Here is a 20784-nt window from a genome sequence, read left to right as displayed (position 1 = left end):
AAAAAGAGCAGCAAATTGCGACTCAATCTTGGCTAATTAATTATTTGTTCATATATAACATGACGTTAAGGCTAACTGGTTAATTTGTGCGCTTTAGTGTTTTCTACTAAACAACATCATTATTGACTGGTGCCGCCACATAATCTTGGTCGAAAGTGCTGATTTATTCATCAAATCAACGATAAAGCACAGATACAAATGTGTCGAGCATCTCATTTTGGCTAAAAATAGTGTGCGCTAAGGTGCCGGGAAGTGCTATTTCGAATGGGGGAGAATCCCCTGCTGTTATCTCATAACAACAGCAGGGGATATTGCTGGCTATGCTATGGCTTACGTACGCCCGTAATGCGACACCACTCCTCTTTCTCAGCCACTGGGTCGAGGGTGAACATATCCTCGTAAGCCTCAGCGACACCCGCAGCTTGTGTTGCCAGCACCCCTGACAGGCCAAGGTGGCCGCCAGCAACCGGCAAGACGCTAATCAGCGGTGCCAACTCCCGTAGCGGGCCTGCCAGAATATTGGCAACCACCACGTCAGCGGATAAGTCAGCCGGTTGGTCTTTTGCCAGATATAGCGCCAAACGCTCTGAAACGCCGTTACGCTGCGCGTTATCGCGACTGGCCTGAATGGCCTGCGGATCGATATCAATGCCGATAGCGTGCGTTGCACCGAGTTTTAGCGCCGCAATCGCCAGGATGCCAGAGCCACAACCGAAGTCGATAACAGTTTTACCCGCCAGATCGAGGCCGTCGAGCCATTGCAGGCACAACGCGGTGGTCGGGTGAGTCCCGGTGCCAAACGCCAGACCGGGGTCGAGCATCACATTCACTGCGGTTGGGTCGGGTACATCACGCCAGCTTGGGCAGATCCACAGGCGCTCGCCAAAACGCATCGGGTGGAAGTTATCCATCCATTCACGTTCCCAATCTTTATCTTCCAACTGTTCAATCTTATGGATGAAACCGGTGCCGAGCTGCGGGTGGTATTCCAGCATGGTAACCACTTCGGCCATATCGGTTTCGGCATCATACAGACCGATGACATCGGTATCGCCCCACAGGCGAGTTTCGCCCGGCAGCGGCTCAAACACCGGATTATCGTGGGTATCCTGAAACGTGACAGAGACTGCGCCACTCTCAATCAGCGCGTCGCCCAGAGATTCGGCCTGATTGCCGGTGGTGTTTAACTTCAATTGGATCCAAGGCATAGCTTTTCTCTTCCAAAACCGATCCTTAACTTGCGTTTTGGGATCGGTTTTTCTCAATTAGGTTTCGGTAAATAGTATAGGTTTAGGTAAATAATAGCGGTATATAGCGATTTATTCAGCGCTGGCGGTAACGGGCTGTCGCTTTCGTGCGCGATCGCCAAACTGATTACCGATATAAAACGCCAACAGATTGAGCACCAGCGAAGGTACTATCGGGTGCAGGCCGGCTATTTTAATGTTGAAACTGGCCAGTACTGTATAGCATACCGCACCGACAATCATTGAGCTAAGGGCTCCGTGGGCATTGGCGCGTTCCCAGTACAGCCCCAGCACCAATGGCCAGAGGAATACCGCCTCCAGGCCACCAAAGGCCAGCAGATTCAGCCAGATAATCATCTCTGGTGGACGCCATGCCGCAAGTAGCAGCAATAGCCCGAGGATCAGTGTCGACATGCTGGAGATGCGCTTCAATTTACCCTCATTTTTCAGCTCTGTCGGCCTCAGATTGAGGTACAGATCTTTCACGATAGTGGCGGAGGATTGCAGCAGTTGGGCATTGATGGTCGACATTATCGCCGCCATCGGTGCCGCCAAAAAGATCCCCGCCGCAAACGGAGGCAGAACGGTGATCATCAGTGTTGGGATCACTTGGTCGGGGATCTTCAGATCCGGCAGGATCGCCCGCCCCAGAGCGCCGGCCAGATGCATACCGAACATCAGGATTGCCACCACAATGGTGCCGATAATGATGCCGCGATGCACGGCTTTGCTATCACGATACGAAATGCATCGCACGGCGGTATGTGGCAGACCTATCACCCCAAAGCAGACCAGGATCCAGAATGAGGCCATAAATGGCACATCAAGGATCTGATCGCCCCCCTGCGGGGAAACCAGCGCCGGATCGATATGTTGCAACGTCTCGACCGCTTTATGCAGGCCACCGGCAGCATGGATCACCGCCACCAAGAGCAAAATGGTGCCAATTAGCATCACCAGCCCTTGTAGGGCGTCATTCAGCACACTGGCGCGGAAGCCACCGAAAGAGGTATAGAGCGCGATACTGATGCCGAAGATCAATAAGCCGGTGTCGTAAGGGATCCCGGCTGCGGTCTCCAGCAGGCGCGCACCGCCGATAAACTGCACCGTCATGGCCCCGACAAACGCCACCAGTAGGCTGAGGCTGGCCAGCCACACCAGTAAGCGGCTCTGATAGCGGGCGTACAGCATGTCGTTGAGGGTCACGGCATTATAGCGGCGCGCCAAAATAGCAAACTTCTTACCTAGCACGCCCAAAGACAACCAGACCGCGGGCAGTTGGATCATCGCCAACAAGACCCAGCCGAGTCCATATTTATAGGCCGCACCTGGCCCTCCAATGAATGAGCTGGCGCTGATATAGGTGGCGGTTAGGGTCATTGCCAGTACGAATCCCCCCATCGAGCGATTGCCGATGAAGTATTCATTGAGAAAATTCCCGGTTTGGCGGCGAGTATAAGCGTAAATAGATAAGCCAAATACCATCGCCAAATAGCCCACTAATGGCAGGATGACATCAGTTTGCATTGTCGTCCCCCAGTGGGATATCGCGGAAAATCACGCGCACCATCAGCCAACATAGCCCGATAAACAGCAGCGGCAGTGCAATACAGGCGGCTTCAAACCAAGCGGGTAAGCCAGTCATTCCAGGAATATTACCCGGTAAATAAGCGGTTATTATCCAGCCCGCTAAATAAGCCAGCGTTAGGCCAAAGGCCCAGCGTGCTTCTTTGTTTGCCTGTAGGAATCTTGTTTCCATATCTTCTCCATACCCTTCGTACTTGGCACTACAGCGTTGTTAGCTGCTCTCACCCACCCGAATCACTGACGTGAGTCAGCTCATCGGGATGCGTTCGCTTGCTGCCTGGTCGCTCCCGCTATCCGAATTGACTTATCGGATTTCATTCGTTTGCCGCATGGTAGTTGTGCCAATTATTTAGGGCATCTAAGCCGAAAGAGAGTTGAAAAAGAAAAAAGGCCGGGATTAACCGGCCCTGATATAAAAGATATACCCGTCATACTTCAAGCTGCATGTGCGTTGGCTGTCTTCGTTCACCCCAGTCACTTAACTGATGTAAGCTCTTGGGCATTCACTCAATTGCGGCCTTTCTGCAACTCGAATTATTTTTGATATCAAACACATGAAAGGTAAAAATCAGGTCTCTTGCAACCCGAGCTTCTTCTCCAGATAGTGGATATTGGTGCCACCGTGCTGGAAGTTTTCATCATTCATGATGCGTTGCTGCAACTCAACGTTGGTTTTGATGCCATCGATGATGAGTTCTGCCAACGCATTTTTCATGCGCGCAATCGCCACATCACGGTTTTCACCGTAAGTGATAAGCTTGCCGATCATGGAGTCATAATATGGCGGCACAGTATAACCGGCGTAAATATGAGACTCCCAACGCACACCAAAACCACCCGGCGCATGGAAACGAGTAATTTTACCCGGACTCGGCAGGAAGGTATTTGGATCTTCGGCATTGATACGGCATTCGACGGCATGACCATGGACTTTCACTTCATCTTGTTTGATGGAGAGAGGTTGGCCAGCAGCAATACGCAGCTGTTCTTTGATCAAATCGACACCAGTGATCATTTCGGTCACCGGGTGCTCAACCTGAATACGGGTGTTCATTTCAATGAAATAGAACTCGCCGTTTTCATATAAGAACTCGAAAGTCCCGGCACCACGATAGCCGATCTCCACGCAAGCTTTCGCACAGCGTTCACCAATATAACGGCGCATTTCGCCAGTGATACCTGGTGCTGGTGCCTCTTCAACCACTTTCTGGTGGCGGCGCTGCATAGAGCAGTCGCGCTCAGCCAGATAGATGGCGCTACCCTGACCGTCAGCCAAAATCTGAATTTCGATATGGCGTGGGTTTTCAAGGTATTTTTCCATATAAACCATGTCGTTATTGAAAGCCGCTTTGGCTTCCGCACGGGTCATGTTAATGGATTGCTCAAGATCTTTATCGTGGCGAACCACACGCATACCACGACCACCGCCGCCGCCAGATGCCTTGATGATGACCGGATAACCGATACGTTTGGCAAAGGCTTTGTTTTTGGTTGTGTCGTCGGTCAGTGGGCCGTCAGAGCCGGGTACGCAAGGTACACCTGCTTTCTTCATCGCGCTGATAGCGGAAACTTTATCGCCCATCAGGCGAATGGTTTCGGCACGTGGCCCGATAAAGATGAAACCTGAACGTTCTACCTGTTCGGCAAAATCAGCATTTTCAGACAGGAAACCATAGCCGGGGTGAATAGCCACCGCGCCGGTGATCTCAGCAGCAGAGATGATTGCCGGGATGTTCAGATAGCTTTTAACAGAAGGCGCGGGACCGATACAGACAGTCTCGTCAGCCAATAACACATGTTTAAGATCACGATCTGCCGTGGAGTGAACTGCGACAGTTTTGATCCCCAGCTCTTTACAAGCTCGCAGGATACGCAGCGCAATCTCACCACGGTTAGCGATTACGATTTTATCAAGCATGGAACGCCTCGTTACTCGATGACGACAAGAGGCTCGTCGAATTCAACCGGTTGACCGTTTTCAACCAGAATGGCTTTTACAGTACCGGATTTATCTGCTTCGATTTGGTTCATCATTTTCATCGCTTCAACGATGCAAAGAGTGTCACCAGCAGAAACTTTCTGACCTACTTCAATGAAGGCTTTAGCATCCGGGCTCGGGGTGCGGTAGAAGGTTCCGACCATTGGGGAGCGCACGATATGGCCGCTGATAGCTGCCGGTGCTGCGGCTTCAGCAGCAGGTGCTGGCGCGACAGCGGCGGCCAGAGCTGGCTGCTGTGGTGCTGCAAACGCATACGGCTGTTGCATCATTGGGTAGTTTGGCGCGGCGGGAGCACGACTGATACGTACTGACTCTTCGCCTTCTGAGATTTCCAGCTCTGAAATGCCGGACTCTTCAACCAGTTCGATCAGTTTCTTAATCTTACGAATATCCATGAGTGTGATTCCGTACTCTTTTTGTGTGGCAATTAGTTGGATTTTGACAAGCGATTTACCGCTGCCTGTAAAGCAAAGTTGTAGCCATCTGCGCCAAGTCCGCAGATGACGCCAACCGCGATATCAGAGAGATATGAGTGATGACGGAAAGGCTCCCTGGCGTGCACGTTAGACAGGTGGATCTCAATAAACGGGATCTCCACGCCTAGCAATGCATCGCGCAGAGCTACGCTGGTATGCGTAAACGCTGCCGGGTTGATCAGGATAAAATCGGTATTACCCCGCGCCTGGTGGATTCTCTCGATCAGCACATGTTCTGCATTTGACTGCAAATGGGAAAGCGCGACATCCACTTCCTGAGCTTGCGTCTCTAACTGGCTGACAATCTCAGCCAACGTGGTCGAACCGTACTTTTCCGGTTCACGGGTTCCAAGCAGATTCAAGTTAGGGCCATTCAGAAGCAAAATGTGAAACTTATCCGACATTGTGCTGGTATCTCCGGCAATAAGTACATCATCGTAAAAAATAACCTGATGTTACCGATTTGTCACCTTTTTACGATGAATTTGACACTGCGATCGGTACTAAGGTCGGGCATTATAATGATATCGTAGCAATTAGCAGCTAAATACTGGTCTTATCAGCGAAGATATTCAATAGAAAAGAGTCTGAACTGTGCATTCGCCACCAATAAGCACCCGTTTTTAGCGCAACCATTGGCGAAATTTTTTGTAGCGCAGCACGAGTAATATTACGGCCGTCACTGCGTAAATAATGGGGAGTGGCGACAGGGTTTTAACCGACCAAAGATAATGAATCGGCGCAAGAATGGCGACAACATACACCAAATTATGCAGCTTTTGCCAGTTGGGTCCCATTTTTCGTTGCGCCCATAGGGTGGAGGTGACTGCCAGTGACAGCAACACTAACCAACTAATGATGCCCAAGGTCAGGTAGGGGCGGGTGACCAGTTCACGACCGAGCAGGCTAATGTTGCTTAGCCCCAACTCCAACACTGAATAGCTGACTAAATGCAGTGTGCCCCAGGCAAAGCACCATAAGCCCAATAGGCGACGGCAACGGATCAGCAGCGGCTGTTTGCCATAGCGGGCCAGTGGCGTGACCAGCAGTGTCGCCAGTAGCAGTTTAAGCGTCATGCGCCCGGTAAAATGCTGAATATCCTTGGCGGGATCAGCACTGAACCAGCCTTGGTCGACCGATAGAACCAGCCACAGGAAAGGTAGCGCTGCTGCCAGCCAGATAGCCACCTTGAGCCACTTAATGTGTTGTAGGCTGAGGCGCATCAGAAGTTTTTCCTCAGATCCAATCCACGATAGAGTGATGCAACTTGATCGGCATAACCATTAAACAGCAGTGTCGGCTGGCGCTGTACATCAAGGATGCCGCCAGAACCAATAAAGCGCTCAGTGGCCTGTGACCAGCGCGGATGATCCACATGTGGGTTCACATTGGCATAAAAACCATATTCGTCTGGGGCGCTCAGATTCCAGGTTGTGGGGGGCTGATCATTGGTCAGGCGAATATGAACAATGGATTTTATCCCTTTAAAACCATATTTCCACGGCGTAATCAGCCGCAGCGGTGCGCCATTTTGCGGTGGTAGTGCTTTGCCATAAACACCCAGTGTCATGAAGGCTAGCGGGTGCATCGCCTCATCCAGTCGTAGCCCTTCGACATAGGGATATTTTAGGCCGCCGCCAATAAAGCGGTCTTCCTGCCCTGGCATCTGGTCTGGGGCATAGAGAGTCTGGAATGCGACGTAGCGCGCATTACTGGTCGGCTCAACCAGCTTTAGCAGTTTCCCCAGTTCAAAACCAATCCACGGCACTACCATTGACCAGGCTTCAACGCAGCGCATACGATAAATGCGCTCCTCCAGTGGGAAGCGCTTCATCAGGTCATCCATATCTAGCGTCATGGGCTTAGCCACTTCACCGTCGATTTTGATTTTCCAGCCTTCCGTTTTCAGGGTGCCGGCATTGGCGGCGGGATCGGCTTTATCAAGGCCAAATTCATAGAAATTATTGTAGCCAGTCACTTTATCTTCCGGCGTTAGCGCCAGATTGGGGTGATAGGCGGCGGATTGGGTAAACTCCAACGGCTTGCCCGAAGGGGCTTTGGGGCGATTATTGCCTTTAAACCATGCCAGCAAATCGGCCTGTGCTGAGGTGGGTAGCGCCAGCGTGGCGGCAGTAATTCCCAATGCCTGCAATACCTTGCGGCGCTGGTAAAAGATGTTCTCAGGGGTGACATCTGCTTCCGTCAGTTTGCGCGGCGAACTATGGGGACGAGAAGTGTGATTTTTGGCGAAAATGTTGCGCATAGAGTTACTCCATCGAACAGAGCGTCATATTGACTGTGGTGATATTAATCATGGAGGCTTATGGCGATAAGTGCGAGAGAGCAAAGAAAAATTTAAAAATAATTACAATGGGGAGGAGATAAACCGGGAGAGTCATCCCCCCGGCGTTATTGATAGAAAAACGGTGTTACAGTGCTGATTATTATGAGAAAACGAGTTAATCAGCGCACTTTAACCAAGGTTCGGCCCGTGACTTCATTCGCTAGCAAGCGAGCGGCGATGGTCGGCGCATCGGCTAACGTGATGGATTGTGATGCTTGTTGGTAGAAGCTTTCAGGTAAGATCTTCAGCAGCCGCTGCCAGGCCTGCTGGCGGCGCGGTTGTGGGGTCATCACTGAATCTACCCCTTGCAAGCGCACATTACGCAGAATAAATGGCATCACGGTGGTTGGCAGGGTATAACCGCCCGCTAGCCCACATGCCGCAACAGTGCCGTTGTAGTTCATCTGCGCCAGCACTTTAGCCAGCAATTTGTCACCAACGGTGTCAATAGCACCTGCCCATAGCTGTTTTTCCAGCGGGCGCGAAGCATCAAGATACTCACTGCGGGATAATACCCGACGCGCACCCAGACTTTTCAGGTATTCGCTGTTGCTGTCACGACCCGAAATCGCGGCAATTTGGTAGCCTAGCGCAGAGAGCAAGGCGATCGCGGTGCTCCCCACGCCGCCACTGGCACCAGTGACGACCACTTCACCGCTTTCAGGTGTGACGCCACCCTCTTCCAGCGCCATGACGCACAACATGGCAGTAAAACCGGCAGTGCCGATAATCATCGCCTTACGGGGTTCCAGCCCTTCAGGCATCGGCACTAGCCAGTCACCATTCACCCGCGCTTGCTCCGCCAAACCACCCCAATGGTTTTCGCCGACCCCCCAGCCCGTCAGCAACACGGATTGACCCACGTGAAAACGCGGATCTTCGCTACTGTGCACAGTACCGGCGAAATCGATACCGGGAACCATTGGGAATTCACGAATGATCTTCCCTTGGCCCGTGATGGCTAGTGCATCTTTATAATTCAGGCTAGACCAATTGACATCAACCGTGACATTACCGGCAGGCAATTGTGAGGGGGATATTTCACGCACTTCTGCGGTGGTACGGCCGTCAGTTTGCTCAAGAACAAGCGCTCGCATATCGCACTCCAAAAAAACAGAAAAATGATAAGTTAAGAGTGAGCCAATATAGCGGCAACATCAACCTTCAAGCCTGATCAAGGACAAAAATCAGGCCGTTGATTTTGACTATGACTATCCTTGAAAGAGGAACCGCCGAATTTCAGGGAAAAGGGCGGAGTTATTGGGCTATTGTCGCATTATGAAGTAAAAAATCAGTGTTATGAGCTGTTTTTGTCATATAGTATTTTCCTCAAGGGAATTGAGTTTTCTACTTCATAATGCGCTTCGCAAGGCTAAGGGATGCGATTTACAACCAAACTTTCTGCGTTTGTGACACTGCTGGTCGTATTGGGCATGTGTTTGGTGCTACTGGGTAGCACGGCAAGTTTCTTCTATCTGTGTCAGAAAAAAATGGAGCAGCGACTCCAGAGTATTGTGACGACTTATGATCAGTCGCTGCTGCTGCAATCGGTTGAGCAAGAACGTGAATGGCTGCCTATTATGATGCGAACGATTGGCGTCGTGGATGTCACTATTCAGAACGAAATCAGTACGTTGTACCATCTCAAACTCCCCGCCACCTACACACCTTGGAATAGCAATAGTCAACATCGCACGCTGGTTGTATCTATGTTGCATCAACCGGGTGCATCGATGCACCTTACTTATATTGACCCGCTAAATAGCTATGCCCGCTCTTTTTACGCGATGGCAGTTTTATCGCTGGTCGCGCTAGTGATCGCGCTGACACTTTGGCTGAGTTTTCGTTGGCTACGTGAACAGACCGATGGTCAGGAGAAACTAGAGTGGCGGGCAAAACGCATTCTGAATGGCGAACGTGAACACGCCATTCGCAGCGAAGGTCGCGAATGGCCCCCCTGCGCCAGCCGCGCCATTGACCATCTATTAGCTGAGCTGACAGAGGTGAGGGCGGAGCGTAACCGTGTTGATACCTTGATTCGCACTTTTGCGGCGCAGGATGCCAAGACCGGTTTCAGCAATCGCCAGTTTTTTGATAATCAGTTGACCACGCAATTGGAAGAGTCAGGTGCTCACGGCGTGGTGATGATGGTACAACTGCCGGATTTTGACCGCTTAAATGAAACTAATGATCATCAGCGGGTACAAGAGTTGATGCATTCGCTGATTAATATGCTTTCTACCTTTGTGGCCCGTCACCCCTCGGCGTTACTGGCGCGTTACCATCAAAGTGAGGTCGCCATATTACTGCCACATAAAACCTTAAAATATGCCGATGTTATGGCCGCGCAACTGGTCCATGCGGTCGGGACTCTACCCGACCTCCATATTATTGACCGTGAATCACTGCTGCATATTGGAATTGTGGCGTACCGCGGTGGCGAGTCTACCGAACAGATTATGGATAATGCCAGGCAAGCGACCAGAAATGCGGCGATGTATGGCGGGAATGGTTGGTATGTATTCGATACTCAAGTAGCGGAAAGAGGGCGTGGCAGTGTTAAATGGCGCACTTTATTAGAACAAACATTGGTGAGCGGTGGCCCAAGACTCTATCAACGCCCGGTCATTACCGTTGACGGCAAGATTCATCATCGTGAAGTCATCAGTCGTATATTTGATGGTAAGCAGGAGCTGCTGGCGGCTGAATTTACCCCCTTGGTGCAACTGTTTGGTTTAGCTGAGCGTTATGACCGCCAAAAAATTGATCGGATAATTCCTTTATTATCTTTATGGCCGGACGAAACTCTGGCATTTTCTATCTGCGTTGATTCATTATTGCAGCGTCCTTTCCAGCGTTGGCTGCGGGATACGCTATTACAATGCAAAAAATCGGATAGAACGCGGATTATCTTTGAACTTGCAGAGGCTGATGTGTGTCAACATATCGACCGCATCCGCCCGATGATACGTTTATTGCTTGGTGTGGGCTGCAAAGTGATGGTGTCGCAGGCCGGATTGACGGTTGTCAGCACCTCTTATATTAAGTCTCTACGGATTGAGATGATTAAGCTTCATCCGGGGTTAGTCAGAAATATTAATTTACGTTATGAAAATCAGTTGTTTGTAGAAAGTCTTACCGGTGCTTGTGCAGGCGCACATGCAAAAGTTTTTGCCGCGGAAGTGCTTACCCGTGAAGAGTGGCAAACTCTGAAAGAGAAAGGTATTTATGGTGGACAGGGCAATTTTTTTGCTCCACCGACGCCTTTGATTCCCGGAAAGAAAAAATATTCGTATTAGGCTATGTTTAGCCTGATCGTTGAGCAAAAATTAACGTAGAATGTGTTGGTCATTTCCGTAAATCGTTGGTGGGCGCTTACTTCCAGCGAGAATCAGGTTAAATGTTAGATTTTATGTGCTGTGTTACGTCGGTCGTTGCGCAGAATCTGTGTTGTGCCAAGGTTTTATTCAGCCTTTTCAAACGATATGGACTCTGAATGGAACGACATGTTAATAACGCAGCTACTTTTTCACCGAATCAGGACGTTTTTGCGCCTTGTCGCTGGTTCGTGTGGTTGGTAAAGTAGGCGGATTTTATTTTCCGCCCCCAGCTTGCAGGATTATCCTTTCGTTATGTTTAAGAAATTTCGTGGCATGTTTTCCAACGACTTGTCCATCGACTTGGGTACCGCCAATACCCTTATTTATGTTAAAGGACAAGGCATTGTACTGAATGAACCTTCAGTGGTTGCTATTCGCCAGGATCGTGCCGGCTCACCAAAGAGCGTTGCAGCTGTGGGCCATGAAGCCAAACAGATGCTAGGGCGCACTCCCGGTAATATCGCAGCTATTCGCCCAATGAAAGATGGCGTTATCGCCGATTTCTTTGTTACCGAAAAGATGCTGCAACACTTTATCAAGCAAGTTCATAGCAACAGCTTTATGCGCCCAAGTCCGCGCGTACTGGTGTGCGTACCGGTCGGGGCCACTCAGGTTGAGCGCCGTGCGATCCGTGAATCTGCTCAGGGCGCTGGCGCTCGTGAAGTGTTCCTGATTGAAGAACCCATGGCTGCGGCCATTGGTGCAGGCCTGCCGGTTTCTGAAGCAACAGGCTCGATGGTTGTGGATATTGGTGGCGGGACCACAGAAGTGGCCGTTATCTCTCTGAACGGTGTGGTTTACTCCTCATCGGTTCGTATCGGTGGTGACCGTTTTGATGAAGCCATCATTAATTATGTGCGCCGTAACTATGGTTCACTGATTGGTGAAGCGACTGCCGAACGTATCAAACACAGCATCGGTTCTGCTTATCCAGGTGATGAAGTTCTGGAAATTGAAGTTCGTGGCCGTAACCTTGCTGAAGGTGTACCTCGGGGCTTTACCCTGAACTCCAATGAGATCCTGGAGGCACTGCAAGAGCCGCTAACCGGTATTGTTAGCGCGGTAATGGTTGCTCTGGAACAGTGTCCGCCAGAACTGGCATCTGACATCTCTGAGCGCGGTATGGTGTTGACCGGTGGTGGCGCATTGCTGCGTAACCTGGATCGCCTGCTGATGGAAGAGACCGGTATCCCAGTGGTGGTTGCCGAAGATCCATTGACCTGCGTCGCCCGCGGCGGTGGTAAAGCGTTGGAAATGATCGACATGCATGGCGGCGATTTGTTCAGCGAAGAATAGTCAGCCAAAAGGAGAGACGCCAGATCGAGTGAACTCATACCCACGTTAAGTTTGGGATAGGTTTAGATTTGGCGCTTCTTCCTCATGTCGTCGAGGAATACGCATAATTTATGAAGCCGATTTTTAGTCGGGGTCCATCCCTGCAACTGCGGTTGTTCTTTGCCGTACTTGCCGCCATTATTTTGGTTATCGCTGATAGCCGATTGGGTACGTTTGTTAAAGTGCGCACCTACATGGACACCGCAGTAAGCCCTTTCTATTTTCTGGCCAATGGGCCACGCAAAGTTCTCGACAACGTTTCTGAAACTCTGGCGACTCGCGAGCAGCTTGAGCTGGAAAATCGTGTATTGCGCCAAGAGTTATTACTGAAAAACACTGACCTACAGCTACTCGGGCAATTTAAGCAGGAAAATAACCGCTTACGTGAATTGCTAGGTTCTCCGCTGCGTCAGGACGAACAAAAAATGGTCACTCAGGTGATGTCCAGCGGGACCGATCCCTATAGTGACCAAGTGGTTATCGATAAAGGTTCTAACAATGGGGTGTACGAAGGCCAGCCGGTTATCAGTGACCGGGGTGTCGTCGGCCAGGTTGTTGCGGTGAGTAAATTAACCAGCCGCGTATTATTGATTTGCGATGCCTCCCACGCGTTACCTATTCAGGTATTACGAAATGATATTCGGGTTATTGCCGCAGGGAGTGGTTGTACCGATGACTTATTACTGGAACACCTCCCCAGCAATACAGATATTCGCGTTGGTGATGTGTTAGTGACGTCCGGTTTAGGCGGTCGCTTCCCTGAAGGCTACCCAGTGGCGGTGGTCTCTTCGGTGAAAGTTGACAATCAGCGCGCCTATACTGTTATTCAGGCACGTCCGACGGCGGATCTACAGCGCTTACGTTACCTGTTGCTGTTGTGGGGCGCTGACCGTAATGGCGATCTGCCATTGCCGCCAGATGAAGTCCGCCGTGTGGCAAACGAACGCCTCGCGCCCATGATGTCGCAAGTGCTACCCGCCGCTGATGCGATGGGGCCACCGGCACCTTCTACGGTGGCACCCACTGCAATCACTGCGCCGGGAGTCTCGCCATGAATCGTTACAGCAGCAATGGTCGTTGGGTTATCTGGTTATCTTTCCTGATTGCCATGGTGCTGCAAATTATGCCGTGGCCTGAACAAATTTATATGTTCCGCCCTTCATGGCTGGCGTTGGTTTTAATTTATTGGGTGATGGCACTACCGCACCGTGTGAATGTCGGCACCGGCTTTGTCCTCGGGCTGATTATGGATCTTATTTTAGGTTCAACACTTGGGGTGCGGGCGCTGGCACTGAGTATCATCGCTTATCTGGTGGCGTTTAAGTTTCAGTTATTTCGCAATATGGCGCTGTGGCAACAAGCACTTATCGTGATGCTGCTTTCGCTCACCATGGATGTGGTGGTGTTTTGGTCTGAGTTTTTAGTCATTAATGTCTCATTCCGGCCAGAAGTATTCTGGAGTAGTGTTGTTAATGGCATTCTTTGGCCTTGGCTATTTTTGTTAATGCGTAAAATTCGCCGCCAATTTGCGGTGCAATAAGGACTTAAGACTCATGACCGCCCTGTATTTAGCTTCTGGTTCCCCGCGTCGCCGTGAATTATTGGCCCTGCTTGATGTCCCGTTTGAGGTGCTGAAAACAGAGGTTGAAGAGCAACGCCAGCCAGAAGAGAGTGCGCAAAGGTATGTTCAGCGCCTCGCGCAGGATAAAGCTCGTGCAGGGGTGGAGGTCGCACCACAGGATCTGCCGGTATTAGGGGCCGATACCATCGTGGTGCTCAATGGGCAAGTTTTAGAAAAACCACGGGATACCGCACATGCCCAGCAAATACTGAGTGCATTGTCTGGGCAGCAACATCAGGTAATCACGGCAGTATCGCTGGCTGATCAGCAAGATATGTTATCTGCCATGGTTGTGACAGATGTGACATTTCGTGTGTTATCCCAATTGGAAATCAGTAATTATATTGCTACCGGTGAACCCATGGACAAAGCGGGCGCTTACGGTATTCAGGGGAAAGGTGGTTGTTTCGTCAGATCCATCAACGGCAGTTATCATGCCGTGGTGGGTCTGCCGTTGGTAGAAACCCATGAATTACTAAGTAATTTCATTGCGCTACGTAATGTGAGAGGAATACATGACAGCTGAATTACTGGTCAATATTACACCGTCTGAAACGCGGGTTGCCTACATTGATGGTGGCATCCTGCAAGAGATACATATCGAGCGTGAAGCCAAACGAGGGATTGTTGGCAATATCTACAAAGGTCGAGTCAGCCGGGTGTTACCGGGGATGCAAGCGGCTTTTGTCGATATAGGTCTGGAGAAGGCCGCCTTCCTCCATGCTTCCGATATCATGCCCCACACCGAATGCGTGGCCGGGGATGAGCAGAAAAATTTCAATGTGCGCGATATTGCTGAACTGGTTCGCCAGGGGCAGGATTTAATGGTGCAGGTGGTGAAAGATCCCCTCGGCACCAAAGGCGCTCGTTTAACCACCGATATCACCCTGCCTTCGCGCTATTTGGTGTTGATGCCGGGTGCCGCCCATGTTGGCGTTTCCCAGCGCATTGAGAGTGAAGTTGAGCGCGAGCGGTTGAAAAAAACCGTGGCAGCCTATTGCGACGAGCAAGGCGGTTTTATCATCCGCACGGCTGCTGAAGGCATTGGTGAAGAGGAGTTATCGGCTGATGCGGCGTTTCTCAAACGCTTGTGGACGAAGGTTCAGGAGCGCAAAAAACGCAATATCACCAAATATAAGCTGTATGGCGAGATGGCACTGGCACAGCGCGTGTTACGTGACTTTGCTGGCGCTGCGCTGGATAAAATTCGCGTCGACTCCAAACTGACTTACGATTTGCTGGTTGAATTTACCAGCGAATATATTCCGGAAATGACCGAAAAACTGGAGTTGTACGCCGGTAAGCAACCGATTTTTGATCTCTACGATGTCGAAAACGAAATTCAGCGCTCATTAGAACGTAAAGTTGAATTGAAATCAGGCGGTTACCTGATTATTGACCAGACAGAAGCCATGACCACCGTGGATATCAACACCGGTGCATTTGTCGGTCACCGCAATCTTGACGAAACCATTTTCAATACCAATATTGAGGCCACTCAGGCTATCGCCCGCCAGCTGCGGATGCGCAATCTGGGGGGGATTATCATTATTGATTTCATTGATATGAGCAACGAAGAACATCGTCGACGTGTATTGCATTCACTGGAACAGGCCCTGAGTAAAGATCGGGTAAAAACCAGTATTAATGGTTTCTCTCAGCTAGGCTTAGTCGAAATGACGCGCAAGCGCACGCGGGAGAGCATTGAGCACGTTTTATGCAATGAGTGCCCGACTTGCCGTGGCCGTGGCACGGTGAAATCAGTGGAAACCGTGTGCTACGAAATCTTGCGCGAAATTGTCCGTGTTCACCACGCTTATGATTCTGATCGCTTCCTGGTCTATGCTTCTCCAGCGGTGGGAGAAGCGCTGAAAGGCGAAGAGTCCCATGCCCTGGCCGAGGTGGAAATTTTCGTCGGCAAGCAGGTCAAAGTTCAGATTGAACCACTGTATAACCAAGAACAGTTTGATGTGGTGATGATGTAAGAGCCATCTAGCCTTACATGGGATAGGTGCGATTAAGATCTGCTGCTAGCTCTGCTGCGGATCGCAAGGAGAGATGTGTGAGGCGACTGCCCAGGATAATGTTCGCGACAGGCGCCACAATAATTGTTGTGGTGGCGCTGTTGGTCAGTGGGCTACGCATGATGCTGCCTCTTATCAACGATTATCGTCCGCAAATCGTGGCCAAAGTTCAGTCCATCAGCGGGATCCCACTGGAGGTGGGGTTCATGCAGGGGACGTGGGAAACCTTTGGCCCGACGCTGGAATTGCGTGATATTAGCGCTAAATTGCCGCAAGCCAACTGGCAGGTGCAACGGGTGACCCTTGCGCTCGATATATGGCAGTCATTGCTACACTGGCGCTGGCAGTTCCGCGATATGACCTTTTATCAGTTGCAGCTTGACCTGAATACCACGCTGGATGCGCAGCAAAACAGCAGCCGCAATCTTGAAACCGGTAATATCACCGATATATTCCTGCGCCAGTTGGATCATTTCGACCTGCGCAACAGCCGTGTTTCCTTCCTCACTCCCTCTGGCCCCCGTGCCGAATTAGAGATCCCGCAACTCACCTGGCTTAACTCCCGTAACCGGCACCGCGCCGAGGGGCAAATTAGCCTTTCGACCATTAATGGTCAGCACGGCGTGGTGATGGTGCGGATGGATCTACATGATAATCAGGGAATTTTAAATAATGGCACGGTTTATCTGCAGGCCGATAATATCGACCTAAAGCCGTGGATTAGCCGCTGGTTGCACAATAATACCGGGCTGGATAGTGCTGAATTCAGTTTGGCGGCCTGGCTGAGCATTAAAAGTGGCGAGATCTACAGTGGCAATGTTCTGCTCAGTCAGGGGCAAGCCAATTGGATGGTCGGTGACCAAAGCCATCAGCTCGCGGTAGACAATTTGGTGTTGGAAGGCCGCCGTCAGGGCAATGGCTGGCAAATTGATGCGCCACAATTGAGTCTGAAAACCGATGGGCAATCTTGGCCGAAAGGGCAACTCTCGGCGCTATGGCTACCTGAAAATACTCAATTCATTGGCCCAGACCAATCCCAAGAATTACGCATTCGCGCCACCAATATTCAGCTAGAACGTGTAGGGCCGCTATTACCCACACTGTCACTGTTTACCCCTGAATTAATGAATCGCTGGGCAGATTTGCGTCCGCAAGGCATTGTTGAGGCGCTGGCATTAGACATTCCTATCAGCCAGCCGCAAAAGAGCCGTTTTCAAGCCAAATGGCACGATATCAGCTGGCAGCACTGGAAACTGCTGCCAGGCGTGAATAACTTCGCCGGCGCATTAAGTGGTTCTGTTGAGCAGGGGCAGCTAGATATTAGCCTTAAAAACAGCACATTACCTTATGGCGATATGTTCCGTGCGCCATTGGAAGTGAGTCAGGCCAGCGGGGCCGTGAACTGGCGGATTGATGATCAAGGTTGGGAGCTGTGGGGTGACCAACTGGATGTTAGGGCGAAATCGTTGTGGGGTAACGGCAGTTTTCACTATCAACAGCCTGATAAAGGGCAACCGTGGCTTAAAATCCTGACCGGCATCCGCCTGTATGATGCCACCGATGCCTGGCGTTACTTCCCGGAACCCCTGATGGGCAAGAAGCTGGTGGATTATCTGACCGAGGCGTTACAGGGCGGGCAGGTAGACAACGCCACGCTGGTCTATAATGGCAATCCTCATGATTTCCCTTATAAACATAAAGAGGGGCAGTTCCAGGTCTATGTGCCGCTGCGTAACGCCACCTTCGAGTTCCAACCGGATTGGCCTGCATTAGAGAATTTAGCCATCGACCTGAATTTCCTCAATGAAGGTCTGTGGATGGACGCCCCCCATGCGATGTTAGGTAAGGTCACTGGCAGCAATATCAGCGCCATCATTCCCGATTATCTGAAAGAAAAGCTCTATGTCGATGCCGAGGTGGCTGGCGAAGGGCGCGATGTTCACGACTACTTTACCAAGACGCCGCTCAATGATTCGGTCGCTGAAACACTGGAGGAGTTACAGGTGGGGGGTAAGGTTAGTGGGCGCTTACACCTAGATATTCCATTGGAAGAGAACCACATTACGCACGCCAGTGGCGAAGTGACGCTGAATAATAACACCCTGTTGGTGAAGCCGCTGAAAAGCCAACTGGAGAATATCAGCGGCAAGTTCCGCTTCAATGATGGCAATCTCGATAGCGATAGCTTATCAGCCAACTGGTTCGGGCAGCCGCTAACAGTTAATTTCACCACCGAAGAGCAGCCAAAGAACTTTTTGGTGAATGTTGGGTTAGATGGCGACTGGCTGCCGGCTAAATTACCGGGGGTGCCGAGTGATGTGGCTACATTGCTCAGTGGCAGTGCCAATTGGCAAGGCAAAGTGGTGGTGCAATTACCGAAAAATGGTCAGCCGGATTACAAAATAGATGTCACGGCGGATCTAAAAAAAGTGAGCAGTCACTTACCTCCGCCGCTAGATAAATCAAGTGGTCAGGCGCTTCCGCTTCATGTGCAGGCCATCGGCGGACTGGATTCATTTACTCTGTCGGGCAGTGCCGGGAGTCATAACCATTTCAATAGCCAATGGTTGCTGCTAAAAGATAACGTTGAGCTGACGCGTGCTATTTGGCAAAGCGCTAATCAGAAAACGGATAGCAAAAAAGCCCCGCCTTTGCCGGATGAGAAAGGTTTGGTGCTCAAATTACCGCCATTGGATGGTGAGCGCTGGCTGGCCTTGCTGGCACCGGAGTTGGCAACAGTGAGTGCGCCTTTTGCCTCATCTGCGCAACCTAAAATCAAGGGCAGCAGTGCCAATGTGATTCTCCCTAAGCGGCTGAGATTAGAGACACCACAATTATTGGTTGGTGGGCAGGCCTGGCATCAACTGACATTGCTGATCGAACCACTAATCACCGGCACCAAAGTCACGGCAAAAGGTGAGGAGGTCGCGGGTAGCCTGCTAATGGAAGAGCATGGGCCATGGCATGCCAATATTGATTATCTCTATTACAACCCTCAATGGATGGCGAGCGAGGCGCAAGATCCGTTAGCGCAAGCGGCATTGCAGCCGCCAGAAAGCCCCAGTAAAATCTCGTTCCGCGATTGGCCAGCACTGCAATTGCGTTGTAAAGCTTGCTGGATTTTGGGGCAAAATATTGGGCGGATTAACGCCGATTTGACACCTAAAGGCGATATTTTGATGCTGACCAACGGCCTGATTGAAGCGGGTAACGGGCGGGCCAAAATGAGCGGGCAGTGGCAACAAGATAGCTCTGGCGATAAGACCACGTTCAATGTTGCACTGACTGGGCCAAAAATCGATGACACTATCTTGTTCTTTGGTCTGACGACACCAATAAAAGATGCCTCGTTTGATATCAATGCCGACTTAAACTGGCGCGGGGTGCCGTGGCAGCCACAGATTAATAGCTTAAACGGGACGTTAAAGAGTAGATTGGGACGAGGGCTGTTGACGGATCTTGGCGGCGGGCGCGCAGGCCAGCTACTGCGGCTGGTCAGCTTCGACGCACTATTACGTAAGCTCCAGCTCGACTTTAGTGATACGTTTAGTCGTGACTTCGCGTTTGATTCTATTCGCGGCACCGCCAATATCAAAAATGGCGTCATGCACACCAATGATTTAGTGGTGGATGGATTAGCCGCCGACATTGCCATGAGCGGTAATGTGGACTTGGTTAAACGCCAGATCGCCATGGAAGCGGTTATCACGCCAGAGATTTCGGCGACCGTCGGTGTCGCCACCGCCTTTGCGATAAACCCAGTGGTGGGGGCTGCGGTATTTGCCGCCTCGAAGATTTTAGGCCCATTATGGAGCAAGGTTTCGCTGATTCGCTACCAAATCACCGGTAGTTTGGACCAGCCGACCATCCATGAAGTATTACGCCAGTTAAAGGAGAGTAAGGCGCCATGAAAAATGCCAATGTTGCATTATTACAGTTATGTAGTGGTGAAAATACCCGTGATAATCTGGCTCAAATTGAGCAGCAGATCAAACAGTTAAACTCGGGTATTAAGCTGGTTCTGACGCCGGAAAATGCACTGTTATTTGCTAATGCCGCCTCTTATCGTCACCATGCAGAGCAGCACAACGACGGGCCATTGCAACAAGAAGTGCGTGAGATGGCGCGCCGCTATGGTGTCTGGATCCAAATCGGCTCGATGCCGATGATAAGCCGTGAGTCACCGGACCTTATCACCACCAGTAGCTTGCTGTTTGATGACCAGGGTGAGCTAAAAGCTCGCTATGATAAAATTCATATGTTTGATGTGGATATCAACGATATGCATGGCCGTTATCGAGAGTCGGATACCTATCAGGCAGGGCAGGAAACCACGGTGGTGGAGACCCCTGTAGGCCGCTTAGGTATGACGGTGTGCTATGACTTGCGTTTCCCTGGCTTGTTCCAGGCTTTACGCGCGCAGGGCGCGGAGATTATTACCGTCCCGGCGGCCTTTACCCAAATGACCGGTGAAGCTCACTGGGAGATATTATTGCGCGCGCGGGCGATTGAGAACCAGTGCGTGATCTTGGCGGCCGCTCAGGTAGGGCGGCACGGTGCCACCCGTCGCACTTGGGGCCACACGATGGCGGTCGATGCCTGGGGCAAAATATTGGGGCAGAACCCCGATGCGGTGGCTGCCTTAAAAGTAAAAATTGATACCACAGGTTTGAAAACCATCCGTAATCAAATGCCGGTATTGCAGCACAATCGCTTTTTAGCGCCGCTGGTGCCGTCATCGCATAAACCATCATCTAATTAAAGAGTGAAA

Annotated in this window: 17 protein-coding genes; 8 read left to right on the top strand and 9 right to left on the bottom strand. The window is 50.9% G+C overall.

Annotated elements, in window-relative coordinates; all coding sequences use genetic code 11:
- Positions 1-323 precede the first annotated feature (323 nt).
- The 9 genes from prmA to acuI all read right to left on the bottom strand — a co-directional run bounded on the left by prmA (position 324) and on the right by acuI (position 8750).
- Positions 324-1208 (bottom strand): 50S ribosomal protein L11 methyltransferase, encoded by an 885-nt coding sequence (gene prmA / locus HRK25_RS04285; protein ID WP_032896618.1) that lies wholly within the window; start codon positions 1206-1208, stop codon positions 324-326.
- Positions 1209-1319: 111 nt separating this feature from the next.
- Positions 1320-2774, bottom strand: coding sequence for a sodium/pantothenate symporter (gene panF, locus HRK25_RS04280; protein ID WP_032896620.1), 1455 nt, complete (start codon positions 2772-2774; stop codon positions 1320-1322).
- Entirely contained in the window at positions 2764-3006 is a 243-nt protein-coding gene (locus tag HRK25_RS04275; RefSeq protein WP_005271356.1) for a YhdT family protein, read from the bottom strand. Before HRK25_RS04275 ends, panF begins: the two co-directional genes overlap by 11 nt.
- Positions 3007-3402: 396 nt before the next feature.
- Positions 3403-4752 carry an acetyl-CoA carboxylase biotin carboxylase subunit gene (accC, locus tag HRK25_RS04270; protein WP_005271359.1) on the bottom strand — a complete coding sequence of 450 codons (1350 nt, stop codon included), beginning with the start codon at positions 4750-4752 and terminating at the stop codon, positions 3403-3405.
- Positions 4753-4763: 11 nt separating this feature from the next.
- A complete protein-coding gene (accB, locus tag HRK25_RS04265; protein ID WP_004711025.1) occupies positions 4764-5228 on the bottom strand; it encodes an acetyl-CoA carboxylase biotin carboxyl carrier protein in 465 nt (154 codons plus the stop codon).
- Between the two features lie 32 nt (positions 5229-5260).
- Positions 5261-5713 (bottom strand): type II 3-dehydroquinate dehydratase, encoded by a 453-nt coding sequence (gene aroQ, locus HRK25_RS04260; protein ID WP_032896624.1) that lies wholly within the window; start codon positions 5711-5713, stop codon positions 5261-5263.
- A 219-nt stretch (positions 5714-5932) separates the two neighbouring features.
- Positions 5933-6532 carry a protein-methionine-sulfoxide reductase heme-binding subunit MsrQ gene (msrQ, locus tag HRK25_RS04255; RefSeq protein WP_032896626.1) on the bottom strand — a complete coding sequence of 200 codons (600 nt, stop codon included), beginning with the start codon at positions 6530-6532 and terminating at the stop codon, positions 5933-5935.
- Positions 6532-7572: a protein-methionine-sulfoxide reductase catalytic subunit MsrP gene (gene msrP / locus HRK25_RS04250; protein WP_005271370.1), complete on the bottom strand. Its 1041-nt coding sequence runs from the start codon at positions 7570-7572 to the stop codon at positions 6532-6534. The genes msrQ and msrP overlap by 1 nt, the downstream gene beginning before the upstream one ends.
- Positions 7573-7772: 200 nt before the next feature.
- Positions 7773-8750: an acrylyl-CoA reductase (NADPH) gene (acuI, locus tag HRK25_RS04245; protein WP_005271373.1), complete on the bottom strand. Its 978-nt coding sequence runs from the start codon at positions 8748-8750 to the stop codon at positions 7773-7775.
- 282 nt (positions 8751-9032) lie between these two features.
- Here acuI and csrD point away from each other — a divergent pair, with 282 nt between their 5' ends.
- The 8 genes from csrD to nit1 all read left to right on the top strand — a co-directional run bounded on the left by csrD (position 9033) and on the right by nit1 (position 20775).
- Positions 9033-10952 (top strand): RNase E specificity factor CsrD, encoded by a 1920-nt coding sequence (gene csrD / locus HRK25_RS04240; protein ID WP_032896630.1) that lies wholly within the window; start codon positions 9033-9035, stop codon positions 10950-10952.
- A gap of 333 nt (positions 10953-11285) precedes the next feature.
- Entirely contained in the window at positions 11286-12329 is a 1044-nt protein-coding gene (gene mreB, locus HRK25_RS04235; RefSeq protein WP_004875762.1) for a rod shape-determining protein MreB, read from the top strand.
- Positions 12330-12439: 110 nt separating this feature from the next.
- Complete coding sequence (gene mreC, locus HRK25_RS04230; RefSeq protein ID WP_005271379.1) at positions 12440-13423, top strand: rod shape-determining protein MreC; 984 nt, start codon at positions 12440-12442, stop codon at positions 13421-13423.
- Positions 13420-13908: a rod shape-determining protein MreD gene (mreD, locus tag HRK25_RS04225; protein ID WP_032814839.1), complete on the top strand. Its 489-nt coding sequence runs from the start codon at positions 13420-13422 to the stop codon at positions 13906-13908. Before mreC ends, mreD begins: the two co-directional genes overlap by 4 nt.
- A gap of 13 nt (positions 13909-13921) precedes the next feature.
- Positions 13922-14515, top strand: a complete 594-nt coding sequence (locus HRK25_RS04220) for a Maf family protein (RefSeq protein ID WP_005271381.1) — start codon at positions 13922-13924, stop codon at positions 14513-14515.
- Positions 14505-15974, top strand: coding sequence for a ribonuclease G (rng, locus tag HRK25_RS04215; protein WP_032814841.1), 1470 nt, complete (start codon positions 14505-14507; stop codon positions 15972-15974). The genes HRK25_RS04220 and rng overlap by 11 nt, the downstream gene beginning before the upstream one ends.
- 77 nt (positions 15975-16051) lie before the next feature.
- A complete protein-coding gene (yhdP, locus tag HRK25_RS04210) occupies positions 16052-19924 on the top strand; it encodes an AsmA2 domain-containing protein YhdP (RefSeq protein ID WP_071984883.1) in 3873 nt (1290 codons plus the stop codon).
- Entirely contained in the window at positions 19921-20775 is an 855-nt protein-coding gene (nit1, locus tag HRK25_RS04205; protein ID WP_032896634.1) for a deaminated glutathione amidase, read from the top strand. The genes yhdP and nit1 overlap by 4 nt, the downstream gene beginning before the upstream one ends.
- Positions 20776-20784 lie beyond the last annotated feature (9 nt).

It is taken from the genome of Yersinia bercovieri ATCC 43970 (assembly GCF_013282745.1).
Classification (GTDB): Bacteria; Pseudomonadota; Gammaproteobacteria; order Enterobacterales; family Enterobacteriaceae; genus Yersinia; species Yersinia bercovieri.
The sequence above is the reverse complement of the archived record's forward strand: the minus strand, read 5'-3'. Positions and strand labels throughout refer to the sequence as shown.

Bases quoted from the DNA above. Each gene is read 5' to 3' on its own strand.
- acuI (WP_005271373.1), bottom strand. From the start codon at position 8,750: ATGCGAGCGCTTGTTCTTGAGCAAACTGACGGCCGTACCACCGCAGAA.
- panF (WP_032896620.1), bottom strand. From the start codon at position 2,774: ATGCAAACTGATGTCATCCTGCCATTAGTGGGCTATTTGGCGATGGTA.
- rng (WP_032814841.1), top strand. From the start codon at position 14,505: ATGACAGCTGAATTACTGGTCAATATTACACCGTCTGAAACGCGGGTT.
- nit1 (WP_032896634.1), top strand. From the start codon at position 19,921: ATGAAAAATGCCAATGTTGCATTATTACAGTTATGTAGTGGTGAAAAT.
- mreB (WP_004875762.1), top strand. From the start codon at position 11,286: ATGTTTAAGAAATTTCGTGGCATGTTTTCCAACGACTTGTCCATCGAC.
- HRK25_RS04220 (WP_005271381.1), top strand. From the start codon at position 13,922: ATGACCGCCCTGTATTTAGCTTCTGGTTCCCCGCGTCGCCGTGAATTA.
- mreD (WP_032814839.1), top strand. From the start codon at position 13,420: ATGAATCGTTACAGCAGCAATGGTCGTTGGGTTATCTGGTTATCTTTC.
- aroQ (WP_032896624.1), bottom strand. From the start codon at position 5,713: ATGTCGGATAAGTTTCACATTTTGCTTCTGAATGGCCCTAACTTGAAT.
- mreC (WP_005271379.1), top strand. From the start codon at position 12,440: ATGAAGCCGATTTTTAGTCGGGGTCCATCCCTGCAACTGCGGTTGTTC.
- csrD (WP_032896630.1), top strand. From the start codon at position 9,033: ATGCGATTTACAACCAAACTTTCTGCGTTTGTGACACTGCTGGTCGTA.
- msrP (WP_005271370.1), bottom strand. From the start codon at position 7,572: ATGCGCAACATTTTCGCCAAAAATCACACTTCTCGTCCCCATAGTTCG.
- accC (WP_005271359.1), bottom strand. From the start codon at position 4,752: ATGCTTGATAAAATCGTAATCGCTAACCGTGGTGAGATTGCGCTGCGT.
- accB (WP_004711025.1), bottom strand. From the start codon at position 5,228: ATGGATATTCGTAAGATTAAGAAACTGATCGAACTGGTTGAAGAGTCC.
- prmA (WP_032896618.1), bottom strand. From the start codon at position 1,208: ATGCCTTGGATCCAATTGAAGTTAAACACCACCGGCAATCAGGCCGAA.
- HRK25_RS04275 (WP_005271356.1), bottom strand. From the start codon at position 3,006: ATGGAAACAAGATTCCTACAGGCAAACAAAGAAGCACGCTGGGCCTTT.
- msrQ (WP_032896626.1), bottom strand. From the start codon at position 6,532: ATGCGCCTCAGCCTACAACACATTAAGTGGCTCAAGGTGGCTATCTGG.